Annotated in this window: 9 protein-coding genes and 1 other RNA gene; 5 read left to right on the top strand and 5 right to left on the bottom strand. The window is 61.3% G+C overall.

All coding sequences use genetic code 11. From position 1 onward, the window contains the following. The first annotated feature begins 7 nt into the window (after positions 1-7). The 4 genes from BR41_RS08380 to BR41_RS08365 all read left to right on the top strand — a co-directional run bounded on the left by BR41_RS08380 (position 8) and on the right by BR41_RS08365 (position 4445). Positions 8-1129, top strand: coding sequence for a DegT/DnrJ/EryC1/StrS family aminotransferase (locus BR41_RS08380; protein WP_035055172.1), 1122 nt, complete (start codon positions 8-10; stop codon positions 1127-1129). A 124-nt stretch (positions 1130-1253) separates the two neighbouring features. Continuing rightward, entirely contained in the window at positions 1254-2207 is a 954-nt protein-coding gene (locus BR41_RS08375) for a glycosyltransferase (RefSeq protein ID WP_035055169.1), read from the top strand. Next, the gene (locus BR41_RS08370) at positions 2204-3136 is read left to right on the top strand and encodes a formyltransferase (RefSeq protein ID WP_035055167.1); all 933 of its coding nucleotides are present in this window, start codon (positions 2204-2206) and stop codon (positions 3134-3136) included. Before BR41_RS08375 ends, BR41_RS08370 begins: the two co-directional genes overlap by 4 nt. 265 nt (positions 3137-3401) lie before the next feature. Then, on the top strand, positions 3402-4445 hold the full coding sequence (locus BR41_RS08365) for a bifunctional UDP-4-keto-pentose/UDP-xylose synthase (protein WP_051710502.1): 1044 nt from the start codon (positions 3402-3404) through the stop codon (positions 4443-4445). A gap of 98 nt (positions 4446-4543) precedes the next feature. On the opposite strand, the gene BR41_RS08360 is transcribed toward BR41_RS08365, so the two are convergent. Next, positions 4544-4831 (bottom strand): type II toxin-antitoxin system RelE/ParE family toxin, encoded by a 288-nt coding sequence (locus BR41_RS08360; protein ID WP_035055165.1) that lies wholly within the window; start codon positions 4829-4831, stop codon positions 4544-4546. Then, positions 4815-5264 carry an antitoxin PaaA2 family protein gene (locus BR41_RS08355; protein WP_035055162.1) on the bottom strand — a complete coding sequence of 150 codons (450 nt, stop codon included), beginning with the start codon at positions 5262-5264 and terminating at the stop codon, positions 4815-4817. Before BR41_RS08355 ends, BR41_RS08360 begins: the two co-directional genes overlap by 17 nt. A gap of 341 nt (positions 5265-5605) precedes the next feature. On the opposite strand from BR41_RS08355, the gene BR41_RS08350 reads away from it, so the two are divergent. Continuing rightward, complete coding sequence (locus BR41_RS08350; protein WP_051710500.1) at positions 5606-12079, top strand: AAA family ATPase; 6474 nt, start codon at positions 5606-5608, stop codon at positions 12077-12079. A gap of 111 nt (positions 12080-12190) precedes the next feature. Here BR41_RS08350 and mltG read toward each other — a convergent pair whose 3' ends face one another. The 3 genes from mltG to BR41_RS23575 all read right to left on the bottom strand — a co-directional run bounded on the left by mltG (position 12191) and on the right by BR41_RS23575 (position 15241). Next, entirely contained in the window at positions 12191-13189 is a 999-nt protein-coding gene (gene mltG, locus BR41_RS08345; protein ID WP_035055159.1) for an endolytic transglycosylase MltG, read from the bottom strand. Between the two features lie 4 nt (positions 13190-13193). Then, entirely contained in the window at positions 13194-15158 is a 1965-nt protein-coding gene (yoaA, locus tag BR41_RS08340; protein ID WP_035055156.1) for a DNA repair helicase YoaA, read from the bottom strand. Between the two features lie 7 nt (positions 15159-15165). Next, positions 15166-15241, bottom strand: a non-coding RNA gene (locus BR41_RS23575) — sX9 sRNA. Positions 15242-15244 lie beyond the last annotated feature (3 nt).

Below are 15244 nucleotides of genomic sequence, written 5' to 3'. Positions count from 1 at the left end.
ATTGAACATGGATTTCCTGCCCTTCACCCGTCCGAGCATCGACGAAGAAACCATCGCCGACGTCGCCAACGTCTTGCGTTCCGGCTGGATCACCTCCGGCCCCAAGGTGCAGGCGTTTGAAGCCGCGCTATCCGAGTATTTCGGTGGCCGGCCGGTGCGCGTAGTCAACTCCGGCACCGGCTCGCTGGAAATCGCCCTGCGCCTGATCGACATCAAGCCGGGTGATGAAGTCATCACCACGCCGCTGACCTGGGTCGCTACCGTCAACGTCATCATCAATACCGGCGGCAAACCGGTGCTGGTCGATATCGACCCGGCCACGCGCAATATCGATCTGGATGCGGTCGAGGCGGCCATCACCCCCAACACCCGCGCCATCATCCCGGTCGATCTGGCCGGCTTGCCAGTGGATCGCGACCGCCTCTATGCCATCGCCGCCAAATACAAACTGCGCGTGATCGAAGACGCCGCCCAATCGCAAGGCAGCACCTGGAAAGGTCAGAAACTCGGCAGTTTCGGCGACCTGTGCTCGATCTCCTTCCACGCCAACAAGAACATGACTACCACCGAAGGCGGCGCGCTGGTGCTGAATACGCCGGAAGAAGCCCGGCAGTTCGAGAAGTGGCGCTTGCAAGGCGTAACGCGCTTTCCGGACGGCACGATGGATGTCGACCTGCCCGGCGGCAAATTCAACCTCACCGATGTGGCCGCAGCGATTGGCCTCGGCCAGCTCAAGAAGCTCGACGCATTCAACGCCCGCCGCAAAGTGCTGGCGAAACACTATTTCGACCAGATCGACCGCACCCTTGGCCTCGAATTGCCCCTGTGGTCGGATGACTCCAACTGGCACATGTTCCAGCCCTTGCTGCCAATCGATCGCATGACAATTTCACGCGGTGAATTCATCGCCCGGATGAAGGAAAAAGGCATCGGCGTGGGCGTGCACTACCCCGCCCTGCATCTGTTCACCTACTTCCGTGGTCTGGGCTACAAGGAAGGCATGTATCCGCATTCGGAGCGTGTTGGTGCCAGCACCATCACGCTGCCGCTGTTCCCGGCCATGAGCGAAGCGGATGTGGAACGTGTTTGCACGGCGCTGGTTGAAGTCTTGCGGCCGGCACTGCGATAAACACATCGCGTTATTGATGCCTTAGGGCGGGTTGGCGTAGCGTAACCCGCCGGAATCAGATCAGCGGGTTACGCTACGCCAACCCGCCCTACCTTACTGTTGATTGAGCAAAATATTGAGCACCATGACCCCTCCCATCGTTTCCATCGTCATCCCCGTTTACAACGAAGAAGACGGTTTGCAGGCGCTGTTCGACCGCCTCTACCCGGCCCTGGATGCACTCGGCAAGACGTATGAAGTGATCTTCATCAACGATGGCAGCCGCGACAAATCACCGGCCCTGCTCGCCGACCAGTATCACAAGCGGCCGGATGTCACCCGCGTGATCCTGTTCAACGGCAACTTCGGCCAGCACCGCGCCATCCTCGCCGGCTTCGAGCACGCACGTGGCGAACAGGTCGTCACGCTCGATGCCGATCTGCAAAACCCGCCGGAAGACATCAAGACGCTGCTCGACGAAATGGACAAGGGCCACGATTACGTCGGTTCGATCCGCCGTCAGCGCAACGACTCCTGGTGGCGTCACGTCGCCAGCCGCGCCATGAACAACCTGCGCGAGAAGCTCACCAAGATCAAGATGACCGACCAAGGCTGCATGCTGCGCGCCTACAGCCGCCGCATCATCGATACCATCAACCAGTGCGCCGAGCTGCATACCTTCATCCCCGCGCTGGCGTATTCGTTCTCGCAACACCCGACCGAAGTCATCGTAGGTCACGAAGAGCGCCATGCCGGCGAATCCAAGTATTCGATCTACAGCCTGATCCGCCTCAACTTCGACTTGATGACCGGCTTCTCCATCGTGCCGCTGCAAGCGTTCTCGATGCTGGGCATGCTGGTTTCGCTCGGCTCCGGCGCATTGGTGATCTTGCTGATCCTGCGCCGTATCTTCGTCGGCCCGGAAGTCGGCGGTCTGTTCACCCTGTTCGCGATTGCCTTCTTCCTGATCGGTATCGCCCTGTTCGGCATCGGCCTGTTGGGCGAGTACATCGGCCGCATCTATCACGAAGTGCGCCAGCGACCGCGTTACCTGATCTCGGCCATCCTGCAACGTAGCGAACAGAACGACCAGCCATGACCAGCGCCGTCGTCTTCGCCTATCACAACGTCGGCGTCCGCTGCCTGAAGGTGCTGTTGGCACAGGGCGTGGACGTGAAGCTCGTCGTCACGCACGAGGACAACCCGAATGAGAACATCTGGTTCTCGTCCGTCGCCCAGGTCTGCCGCGATTACGACATCCCGTTCATCACGCCGGACAACCCCAACATCCCCGAGATCGAGCAGCGCATCGCCGGCATCCAGCCGGATTTCCTGTTCTCGTTCTACTACCGCAACATGCTCAAGGCCCCGCTGCTGGAAGCGCCCACCCGTGGCGCATTCAATATGCACGGCTCGCTCTTACCCAAGTATCGCGGCCGGGTGCCGATCAACTGGGCGGTGATCCACGGCGAAACCGAAGCCGGCGCGACCTTGCACGTGATGAACGTGAAGCCGGACAACGGCCCACTGGTCGATCAGCAAGCCGTACCCATCCTGCCGGACGACACCGCGCAGGAAGTATTCGACAAGGTGCTGGTCGCCGCGGAAATCTGCCTCAACCGCAGCCTGCCGACATTGATCGATGGCACCGCCACCCTCACCCAGCAGGACTTGAGCCAAGGCGGCTACTTCGGCGGTCGCAAAGCCGAGGATGGCCGCATTGATTGGTCGCAAAGCGCCGCGCAAATCCACAACCTGGTGCGCGCCGTCACCCGCCCCTACCCCGGTGCGTTTACCGATATCGCCGGCACACGCCTCACGCTCTGGCGCACGCTCAATGTGCCCACTGCCCCCAAGCTCCCGGCATCCAAAGGCCCGGTCTTGTGGGCAGCTGACGGGCGGTTGTGGTTGCGGGCAGCCGATGGCGGCGTGCTGAAAGTGCTTGAGGCCAACTGGAATGGCGAAGCGCTTGATGCCGCAAGCTTTGCGGCACACTTTGGCGCACATCCGCTCGCGCTGGCGGGCTGACTGGTGATCCCCTGTAGGAGCGAGCTTGCTCGCGATAGCACTGTTAGATTCACCACTGCAAATCGCGAGCACCCCAAGGATATTTCCACGCTGAGCGATACCAAGGTATCGCACGCTTGCTGGGCACAAGCTCGCTCCTACATAGGCTTCCACACTTATTCCATGCTAATAAATCAGCCGATCCACCCCCGTTTCGGCTAAAATTTCGCCCAGCTATCGGCGGCACCGGATGTGTCGCCGATTCAATTTCTACAAGGAAAACGCGATGAAAAAAGTGCTGATCCTCGGCGTGAACGGCTTCATCGGCCATCACCTGACCAAGCGCATTCTGGAGACGACCGACTGGGAAGTTTTCGGCATGGACATGTTCACCAACAAGATCGGTGAATTCCTCGACCACCCGCGTTTCCACTTCTTCGAAGGCGACATCACCATCAACCAGGAGTGGATCGAATACCACGTTAAGAAGTGCGACGTCGTGCTCCCGCTGGTTGCCATCGCCACCCCGGCCACCTATGTGCAAGCGCCGCTGCGCGTGTTCGAACTCGATTTCGAAGCCAACCTGCCAATCATCAAGTGGTGTGTGAAGTACAAGAAACGCGTCGTCTTCCCATCGACATCCGAAGTCTATGGCATGTGCGAAGACGGCGAATTCGACCCGGAAAACTCCAACCTCGTCTACGGCCCGATCAACAAGCCGCGCTGGATCTACGCCTGCTCCAAGCAACTGATGGACCGCGTGATCGCCGCTTACGGTCAGCAAGAAGGCCTCGACTACACGCTGTTCCGCCCCTTCAACTGGATCGGCGCCGGCCTCGATTCCATCCATACCCCGAAGGAAGGCTCCAGCCGCGTCATCACCCAATTCCTCGGCCACATCGTGCGCGGTGAAACCATCAAGCTGGTCGACGGCGGCAATCAAAAGCGTGCCTTCACCTACATCGACGACGGCATCGATGCGCTGGTCAAGATCATCGACAACGCCGATGGCAAAGCCACCCGCCAGATCTACAACATCGGCAACCCGAGCAACAATTACTCGGTGCGCGAGCTGTCGACGATGATGCTGGACCTCGCCAAGCAATACCCGGCCTACGCCGAGTCTGCCGCCAAGGTGAACGTGGTCGAAACCACCTCTGGCGAGTACTACGGCAAGGGCTACCAGGACGTGCAAAACCGCGTGCCGAAGATCGACAACACCAAGGCCGACCTCAACTGGGCTCCGACTACCACCATGGAAGCCGCATTGCGCGGCATCTTCGATGCGTACAAGGATCAGGTTGCCGAGGCGCGTGGTCTGGTGGATTGATTTCTGCCGGGCATTTGCTCCCGTTGCACCAATAAAAAAACGCGGCTGATGCCGCGTTTTTTTATTGGTGAGAAGTGATGCTTCCAGAGGAGTTCGGCTTATGGCCAGCGTCTGCGAGCGTGCACCACATTGACGACCTCCACCAACGCTGGCGTTTCGCGGTACAGCACAATGTAGTTGCCACCAACGACCATCTCACGCATCCCCGCAACGCGAGTCGAAGCTTTGTAAAGCTTGGGATGATCGAGCAACTTCGCAGCCTTGGCCTCAATCTCATCCTTGAGCACCTGGGCTGCATCGGGATTGTCATCCGCGATGTAGGTGATGATTTCCAATAGATCGGCCAGTGCTTGCGGCCGCCACGCCAGCCTAGGCTTTGCCCGCATGCTGCTTGCGCTTGGCATCAATCACCGCCTGAACGCCAGCCATCACTTGTTCATGAGAGAGATTCGGGCGCGGGTCCGCCAGCGATTCAGCAACCTTTTGCTGCATCCAATCCACGTGCGTGCCGGCCTCGAAAGCGTTGCGCATTCGTGCAGCGGAGTCAGGTCGGCCCCGTGTTGTCTTGAGCGCTGTCGCATCAAAATTGGCAGCGTTAACGTTGTATTGATCAATGCCAAGACCTTTGAGGTAGTTCACGAGCGTTTCAAACTTGCGAAACGTCCTCACGGCACCGCGCTTGGCCGCCAAGGCACACTCAGTCGTTCCATATTTCACGATAACGCCCCAGCCCCCAGGCTGCCCAATAACGTCCGCCCCACTCACCACGCCAGCCTCAACGAGTTTTTCCAGCGTCGCATGATCAATCGTGCTTGCCATTTATTGACCCTTTGGATAACAGATAATGATAAAAATCATAAACGATTAATAACAAATCGGGAAACCATAGTGCATAAGCCGGGCTGAATGAAATGAAGCCCAGCCATGCTTACCAAACAAATGTCAGGCGTCGCTCCACTCAGCACCAATCTACCCGCAGCACACCTTACGCAAACACCCCACCTATTGCACCGCACCAGACTGGTCTACAACTCAAATTGCATCTGCTCTCCAGCAGGCGGCAGGCCTGTGCTTGGCGCAAAGGAGACGGACAGGCCCGGTTTCAATTGCGCTTTGACCGCGATGGATGACCCCAGGCGGATAGCGAGGAGCCCGATCAAGTGTTTGCAGGCTTTGCCATACGCGACAAGATCTACGAGAGCCGGTGCACCATCGTCTACCGCGCCGAGCAAAAGCACGCGCAGCGCAGCGTGGTGCTCAAGGTGCTCAAGGACGAATTTCCGCTGCCGCAGGATGTGATCCGCTACAAACACGAGTTTGAAATCACGCATCAGCTGCAAGGGCCGCGGCTGATTGCGGCCTATGAGCTGCTGTATGTCGATAACCGGCCAGTGCTGGTGCTGGAGGACTTCGGCGGCGAATCGCTGAGCAAACTGGCAAAGACACATCAGTGGTCCGTGGCAGAACTGCTCGCGATTGCCTCGAAGATTGCCGAGGGCCTGGCCGAGATCCATGCCGGCAATGTCATTCACAAAGACATCAATCCGTCGAATATCGTCTTCCACCCACTACACGGCCAGCTCAAGCTGATCGACTTCGGCATTTCCTCCATCCTGTCGCGCGAGGAACCCGCCATTGGCAGCCTGACGGCGCTGGAGGGCACGCTGGCCTATATGTCGCCCGAACAAACCGGCCGCATGAACCGGCTGGTCGATTACCGCAGCGATTTCTACTCGCTCGGCGTCACGCTCTATGAGCTGTTCACCGGCCGGCTGCCCTTTGTCGGCAACGATGCGCTCGAACTGGTGCACCAGCACCTGACCCAAACCCCGACTCCTGCCAACGCCCTCCGCCCAGACCTGCCGCAGCAACTGGCCGACATCATCGCCAAGCTGATGGCCAAGATGGCGGAGGATCGCTACCAGAGCGCCTGGGGCATCAAGGCCGATCTGGATCGCTGCCTTGCCGAACTGACCGGCCAACATGCGCTCGATGATTTCGTGCTGGCGCAGGACGATACCCCCGACCACTTCCAGTTGCCGCAAAAGCGCTATGGCCGCGAAACCGCCGTGGCCGAGCTGAATACTGCGTTCGACGAGATCAGCGCGGGCGGGCGCGAGCTGGTGCTGATCGCCGGCTTTGCGGGCATCGGCAAGACCTGCCTGGTGCATGAGCTTTACAAGCCCGCCACGCAGCGGCGCGGCTATCTGATTGGCGGCAAGTTCGACCAATACCAGCGCAATACGCCCTACAGCGCCTTGGCCAATGCCTTTCAGGAACTGGCCCGCCAGCTGTTGACCGAGCGCGAGGAGCAGCTGGCGCAATGGCGTGCCCTGCTGGCCGATGCATTGCGCCAGAACGGCCAGGTGATCATCGACGCCATTCCGGAAATGCTCTTGATCCTCGGCCCGCAACCGCCCGTGCCACTGCTACCGCCACGCGAGGCCCGCAACCGCTTCAACCTCGTGTTTCAACGCTTCATCCAGGTCTTCTGCCGCGCCGAACATCCGCTGGTGATCTTTCTCGACGACCTGCAATGGGCAGACAACGCGACCCTGAGCCTGCTTGAAACGTTGATGACCGATGAAAACACTCGGCATCTGCTGGTGATCGCGGCTTATCGCGACAACGAAGTCGCCGACGATCACCCCTTGCTCAGCAAACTCGACCGCCTTGCCGGGCAAGGCGCGACCATCCGCCAGATCACGCTCAAACCGTTGGCGCTGCTGCACCTCAAGCAATACGTCGTCGACACCCTGCGTTGCAGCATGGTCGCGGCCACGCCGCTGGCCAAGCTGATCCAGGCCAAGACCGCCGGCAACCCGCTGTTCGTTGGTCAGTTCCTGTTGGCTCTGTACCGGCAAGGGCTGATCTGGTTCGGGCTACCCCCGGCAGGCGGCGCACCAAGCTGGCAATGGGACATCGTCAAGATCGAAGAGGCCGATCTCACCGACAACGTGCTCGATCTGCTGGTCGACAAACTGCGCACCGCGCCGCCGGCAACCATCGCTGCGCTGCAGATCGCCGCTTGCCTTGGCAACCGCTTCGGTCTCGATTCACTGGCAGCAGTCAGCAAGGTTCCCCTGCCGGCCGCGTATGCCGACCTGTTGCCCGCTATCCGCGAAGGATTGCTGTTGCCCAGCTCCGGCCTGCAGCTGGCAGATACCAGCGATGCCACCTCGCCGCTGGTACACATCAGCTTCAAGTTCCTGCACGACCGGGTGCAGCAAGCTGCGTACAGCCTGATCGATGATGAACACCGGCCGGCGATGCATTTGCGCATCGGTCGCTTGCTGCTGGCGAGCATGACGCCAACCACCCGGCACGAACGGCTGTTCGAACTGGTCGATCACCTCAACCGGGGTCGCGTGCTGATCACCGACCCGGCCGAGCAACTGGCGCTGGCCCAGCTCAATCTGGAAGCCGCCGGCCGGGCCAAGGCGGCTGCCGCCTTTGCTGCCGCCCTGCGCTATTCGGCCGAAGGCTTCGCTGTTGGCGGCGGCGATTGGTCACGTGATTACCCGCTCGCATTGGCACTGCACAACGAAGCCGCCGAGCTGAATTACCTCAATGGCGACTACGACGAATCGGCCCGGCTGATCGAGGTGGTCTGGGAGCGGGCCGAATCAAACCGCGATAAAGCACAGATCTACGGTCAACTGATCACCCAGCACACCATGCTGGGGCAGTACGAACAGGCCATCACTGCCGCCGCCAAAGCGCTACGGCTGTTCGGTATCGAATTCCCCGTCGACGAAGCGCTACCGATGGCGCTAACCGCCGAACTGGCTGATGTCGACAACGGTCTGGCATGGCGCTCCCCAATGGCGCTGCTCGATCTGCCAACGATGAGCGACCCGGACACCATCGCGGTGATGAAATTGTTGATGACCGTGCACACGCCCATCTATTTCGCCAACCGCTACCCGCTCTACAGCTGGGTGCTGGCGCGCATGACCACGCTCTCGATGCACCACGGCAACGTGCCCGAATCAGCCAAGGGCTATGCCAGCTTCGGCAACACCCTGGCCGCCAACCTGGGGCGCTTCGAGACCGGTTACGCGTTCGGCATGCTGGGGCTACGCTTGGCCGAGCGCTACCAACTGCAAGGGCTCAAGTGCAAGACGTGCCTGATTCTCAGCATGTTCCTCAACCATTGGTGCCACCCGATCGGCGATGCCGAACAATTCGATGACGAGGGCCAGCTCGCCGGCATGGAGTCGGGTGAATTCCAGTTCGTCGGCTACATCCTGTTCTACGGCCGCACCTTGAATCGCTTCCATCGAGGCGAATATCTGGACACCCTGCTGACCGAGCTGCAACCGAACCTGCGCTTCGCCCAGAAGGCCAAGCATTCGCTCTCCAGCGACAACTTGCAGGCGGCGGCCCGCCTGATTGCCGCACTGCGGGGCGAGACGCCGGCGTGGTTGGCGGAATCGACTGACTCAATCTCCGAAGCCGACTTCCTGCGCAGCTGCGCGGCCAACCGCAGCCACTCGGCGCTCGCCTTCTATCACACCCTCAACACCTTCGTGCATTACCTGGCCGGCCGGCTCGATGCAGCCCAAGCCTCGCTCGATCTGGCCATGCCGCTGCTCGGCTATATCAAGGGCGTCTTCACCGAGGCCGAATTCGTCTTCTACCAAGCACTGATCATCGCCGCGAGCGAAGACGCCAAAGCCCGCCGCACCCAGCTCGCCGCTAATCTGGAGCGCCTGCGCCTCTGGGCCGAACACGCGCCGGCCAACTTCCTGCACCGGCAACGGCTGATCGAAGCCGAACTGGCCCGCATCGATGGCCGTAGCGGCGACGCGATCCAGGCCTATGACGAAGCCATTGACGCCGCTCGTGAGGCAGGTTGCCGGCAGCACGAAGCCCTCGCCAACGAGCTGGCTGGGCGTTTCTGGCTTGGCCGTAGCCGGCCGGAGTTCGCCGAGCTGTACCTGCGCCGGGCGCAGCTGGCCTACCGCGCCTGGGGAGCACGCACCAAGGCCGCCACACTGCCGGCCAGCCAACGCGATGACGACAACGCAAACCTGGGTAGAACGATACAAGCCACCATCTCTACCAGCATCAACGACAGCACGCTCGACCTCGCATCGGTGCTGAAGGCTTCGCAAGCGATTTCCAGCGAAATCGAGCTGGATCGCCTGCTCGACCGGCTGCTGCGCGTGCTGATCGAGAATGCTGGCGCGCAGTATGGCTGCGTGCTGCTGCAGCGCACGGAAGGCTTGGTGGTCGCGGCCTCAATCTCGACGGATAACTCGGCAGCGACGTCCGACCAAGTTGTACCGCTCACCTCCACCGCCGTGCCCCAAGCCATCATCCAGTACGTGCTGCGCACCGGCACCAGCATCGTATTGGCCGACGCGGGCAGCGACGACCGTTTCCTGAACGACCCCTATATCCAGCGCTGCGGCCCCAAATCCGTCTTGTGCATGCCCATCCGCCACGGTGGCGAGCTGATCGGCTTGCTCTACCTCGACAACAAGCAGCTGATCGATGCCTTCCCGCCGGGCCGGATGCATCTGCTGGGCATTTTGTCGACGCAAGCGGCGATTTCGATCCAGAACGCCTCGCTCTATGCCGATCTGGTCGCCGAGGTGGGCGAGCACAAACAGGCCGTGGCCGAGCTGCGCGAAGCCGAAGCCAAATACCGCGCCGTGTTTGAAAACGCTGCCGACGGCATTTTCCGTGCCGATGCCCAAGGCCGGCTGCTGATGGCCAATCCAGCCCTCGCCACCATGCTCGGCTATGCCACGCCTGCCGAACTGATGGCAGGCCAAGCCGGCCAACAGCTGTTGAACGAGGCGGTGCAGGCACAACTCAAGCAACACGCCGAACCGGATGGCGCAATCCGCCGCATTGAATTCCGCAGCAGCCGGCAAGGTGGCGAGCTGATCGATCTATCCGTCAGCGGCCACCTCGCCCGTGCCGACGACGGCAGCGTGCGTTATTACGAAGGCGTGATCGAGGACGTGACCATCCGCCGCCGGCTGGATGAACTGAAAATCGCCAAGGAAGCTGCCGAAGCCGCCACCCGGGCGGAAGGCGAATTCCTCGCCAACATGAGCCACGAAATCCGCACGCCCATGACCGCCATCCTCGGCTTCGTCGAGCTGGCACAGCGGCAGGAGATGACGCCCAAGCTGCAGGATTACCTGCACAAGATCACCGTGGCCGGCCAATCTCTGCTTGGCATCATCAACGATGTGCTCGATTTCTCGAAGGTCGATGCCGGCCGGCTGGAGCTGGAATCCATCCTGTTCTCCCCGCGCGAAGTACTCGACCGCATTTACGATCTGTTCGCGGAACAAGCCTCTGCGCAGGGCATCGCGCTCGATCTGGCGGTCGACCCCGGCCTGCCAGCGCTGCTATGCGGCGACCCGAATCGGCTCGGCCAGGTGCTGATCAACCTGACCGGCAATGCGATCAAATTCACCGAGCAAGGCTACGTGTTGCTGGCGGCGGTACAGCTTGAGCGCACGGCCGATTCGGTGCGGCTGCAATTCTCGGTCGAAGACACCGGCATCGGCATGCAGGCCGATCAGGTCAAACAGCTGTTCCAGGCATTTGCGCAGGGCGATCGCTCCACCAGCCGCCACTACGGCGGCACCGGCCTGGGCCTGACGATCTCGAAACGGCTGGTCGAACTGATGGGCGGGGAAATCGCCGTCAACAGCGAACCGGGCTGCGGCACCATCTTCACCGTCATGGTCAGCTTCGCCCTCGCCAGCCGCTCCACCGCACCGATCGAGGCCCCCATCCCAGCCACCCCGGCGCTGACCCGCCCCACCCACGTGCTGCTGGTCGACGACAACGCCTTCAACCAGCAAGTCGCCAGCGAGCTGCTGCTCGGCGCCGGCTACCGGGTCGATATCGCCAGCAGCGGCGAAGAAGCGCTGCAGCTGATCGATGTCGGCCATTACGATGCGGTGCTGATGGATATCCAGATGCCGCACATGGACGGCTACGAAGCCACCCGCCGCGTGCGAGAACAACCGCGTCACCGTCGCTTGCCGATCATCGCCGTCACGGCCCACGCCATCGCCGGCTATCGCGAAGAATGCCTGGCGCGCGGCATGAACGACTATCTGGCCAAGCCCATCTCCCCTACCGAGCTGTTCCGCATCCTGGCCGCCTGGTGCAACCCCGGCACCACGCCGGACGACATGGATCAACCCACCGAGGTCGACGTCGGCCTGCTCGAATTCGCCGGCCTTGCGCCGCTGATCGATGTCGAGGAAGTGTGGCGGCGGCTCGGCGGCAAAGGCGCGCTACTGCGGCGGCTGCTGGAGCGCTTCGTGCAAAGCCGCGATGGCAGCGAGGAAGCGCTTTTGTTGGCGCTACGAACTGGTGACGACGCCACTGCGCAGCGCATCGTGCACACCACCAAGGGCATGGCCGGCACGCTATCGGCGGCAGATCTGGTCAATGCCTCGGTCGCGCTGGAAAATGCCATGCATGAAGGCCCCGTCCAGATTACCGATCCCTTGCCAGCCGCCTATTTCAAGGCCGACGCCGCCTTGGCCCAGCATATTGCAGCGTTCTTGCAGCGCAACGCCAACACATCGATCCGCCCGCATCAGCTCACGTCTGATGGCTCTGCGGATTACGGGCGTTCTACGCATTGAATTGATAGCTGGCTCGTAGCCCGGACGGCTTCGCCGGCCGGGGAGCTGCCGTGTGGATCAATCTTGTTCAAGATTGGAAACGTAACGGTGATGGAACACGAACCATCACAACTACTTACTACCCCGTATATACCGATTCACCGCCGCATTATGCGCATCCAGCGTCTCGGAAAACTGCGAGCTGCCGTCCCCACGTGCCACGAAATACAGCGCCCGCGTTTGCGCCGGCCGGGTTGCGGCCATGAGGGCGGCTACGCCGGGGAAAGCGATTGGCGTGGGTGGCAAGCCGGTGCGGGTGTAGCTGTTGTAGGGCGTGTCGGTCTGCAGGTGCTGCTTGGTAAGGTTGCCGTCGAAGCTGGCACCCAGGCCGTAGATCACGCTCGGGTCGGTTTGCAGGCGCATGCCGATTTTCAGGCGGTTGGTGAACACGCCAGCGACCATTGGGCGGTCGTTTTCGGTGCCGGTTTCTTTTTCGACGATGGAGGCGAGGATCAACGCTTCGTACGGCGACTTGAGTGGCACGTCTTGTGTGCGCTGCGCCCAGGCGGCGTCGAGCTTTTCCTTCAGGCGGGCATGGGCACGGGTCAGTAGTTTGAGGTCGGAGCTGCCGATGTCGATGAAATAGGTATCTGGAAAGAACTCCCCTTCCGGATGGCCTTCCTCAATGCCGAGCTTTTGCGCGACCTCAAGATCGCTCAGGCTGAGCAGATCGTGCTTGAGCTCCGGCTGCAGCGATAGCGCGTGCTTGAGATCGCGCCAGTTCCAGCCTTCCACGATGGTGAACGCGATCTGGATGGCATCGCCGCGAGCGATCTTGTCAATCAGCTCCAGCGGGGTGAGCGGCTTATCGAGCTGGTATACGCCGGCCTTGAGCTTGCGCTCGTTGCCGGTGGCCTTGGCCAGCAGCACGAACAGGGCCGGGTATTCGATCACGCCCTGCTTCATCAGCTGCTCGGCCGAGCGTTTGACGCTGCCGGGGCCGAGGGTGAAGCGCAGTGGCGTGGCTCCGTTCTGGATGGCAATCGGCTGGGTGGCGTACCACGCGACAAAGCCGCCTGCCGCCATCACCACCAACATCAACAGCCAGAACAGCTTGCTGAACCATCCCATGCCGTTATTCTTTTGGGTCTGTTTCTTGCGTCGTGCCATTTGCGCGCTTTGCCTCGAAAAAGCGTTGTACGGTATCCAGTTCGCGGGTGCGGAACATGGGGGGCAGGCTCTTCCACAGCACCTTGCCGTAGGGTTTATCGACCAGCCGGTTGTCGGCAATCATCAGGATACCGGTGTCGAATTCGTCACGAATCAGCCGGCCAGCACCTTGCTTGAGCGTGATGGCAGCATGCGGCAGCTGGTAGTCGATAAAGGCATTGCGGCCGCTCTTTTCCAGCAGTTGCATGCGGGCGGACAACACCGGGTCGTCCGGCGGGCTGAACGGCAGCTTGTCGATCACCACCAGCGACAGCTGCTCGCCCTTCACGTCGATGCCTTCCCAGAAGGTCTGGCTGGCGACGAGGATGGCATTGGGCGAGGCGCGGAATTTATCCAGCAATTCCGTGCGGCTGCCCTGCCCTTGCAGCAGCACCGGCCAATCGAGCTTGGCCTCTTTCAGCCGCTCGGTGATCAACTCGTGCGCCTCACGCATCGCCCGCAGGCTGGTGAACAACAGGAAGGCGTGGCCGTGGGTGATTTGCAGCAAGGGCCATGCACGCTCGACCACCTTGCGGGTGAAGTCCGGCGCGTTCGGGTTGGGCATATCACGCGGCACGTAGAGGGCGGCTTGTTGCTTGTAGTCGAACGGGCTTTCCCAGGTTTCGGTGCGGGCGTCCCACAGGCCGAGTTCGTGCTGGTAGTGCTTGAAGCTGTTGTTGACGGCGAGCGTAGCGCTGGCAAATACCCAGGCTTTCTGGCCGGCATTGAGCTGTTTCTGGAACAGCTTGGCGATGTTGAGCGGCGTGGCGTGCAGCATGAAACCGTGGCTGGTGAGGTCGATCCAGTGCACCGCTTCTTCGTCTTCCACGATCTGCCATTTCGCCAGCCCTTCGCGCATGGCTTGGGCGCGTTCGCGGCATTTTTCCAGCTCTTCGGCCCGTTCGGCCTGCGCAGCGAGTTGGCCTTCGATGGCGGCGAGCTTTTCGCTCAGCACCGCCAACGCTTCAACATAAGCCGGGAATTTCTCGGCGATTTCGTGCTGCGGCATGCGCGCCGGTTCGGGCCGGAACACCAACCGGACATCACGCACGGCTTTTTCCAGCGCTTCGGCGGCTTGCGGCAGGTGGACGTAATCCTTGGCGACGACCAGTGCCTCGGCGCGGGCATCGCGGGCGAGTTCGACGATCTGGCCGGAGGTAATCGTTTCGCCGAAGAACAGGCTGGCGACTTCCGGCAGCTGATGCGCCTCATCGAAGATTACCGCATTGCAGGCGGGCAGCAACTCGCCGGCCCCTTCGTCCTTGAGCCAGACATCGGCAAAGAACAGGTGATGGTTGACCACCACCACGTCCGCCTCTTGCGCATCCTTGCGCGCCTTGAGGACGAAGCAATCCTTGTGATTCGGGCAATCGCTGCCCAGGCAGTTGTCACGCGTGCTGGTGACGTGCGCCCAGATCGGCGCGTCTTCCGGCACACCGGTACAGCCGGCCTTGTCACCACTGATCGTCGTCTTGGCGTAGCGCTCGACCTTGTGCAGATCGGCGATGTCCTCACGGCGCATGAAGCGGCCTTCGTGGCGGGCGCGTTCCAGGTGGTAATGGCAGACGTAGTTGGCGCGGCCTTTCAGCAGCGCCACCGTCACCGGCACCTTGAGCACGTCGCGCACGGTCGGGATATCGCGCTGGAATAGCTGATCCTGCAGCGTTTTAGTGCCGGTCGAGACAATCACCTTGCCGCCGTACAGCAGCGCCGGCACAAGGTAGGCAAAGGTCTTGCCGGTGCCGGTGCCGGCCTCGGCAATCAGCTGACCGCGCTCTTCCAGCGTATCGAGCACGGCGCGGGCCATTTCCAGTTGCTGGGCACGCAGTTTGTAACCGGGGAATGCGTCACCAAAGGGGCCGGTGTCGGCAAAGGCTTCGTCGAGGGTCATGCCAATCTGCCTTCAATCCGTTGCGAGCAGTCGTCAGCCGAGGAAGCCCGGCGCGCAGGAACCGGAATGTATGTGCAATACATGAG

The sequence above is a fragment of the Andreprevotia chitinilytica DSM 18519 genome (genome assembly GCF_000711875.1).
In the GTDB taxonomy this organism is placed as follows: Bacteria; Pseudomonadota; Gammaproteobacteria; order Burkholderiales; family Chitinibacteraceae; genus Andreprevotia; species Andreprevotia chitinilytica.
The sequence above is the reverse complement of the archived record's forward strand: the minus strand, read 5'-3'. Positions and strand labels throughout refer to the sequence as shown.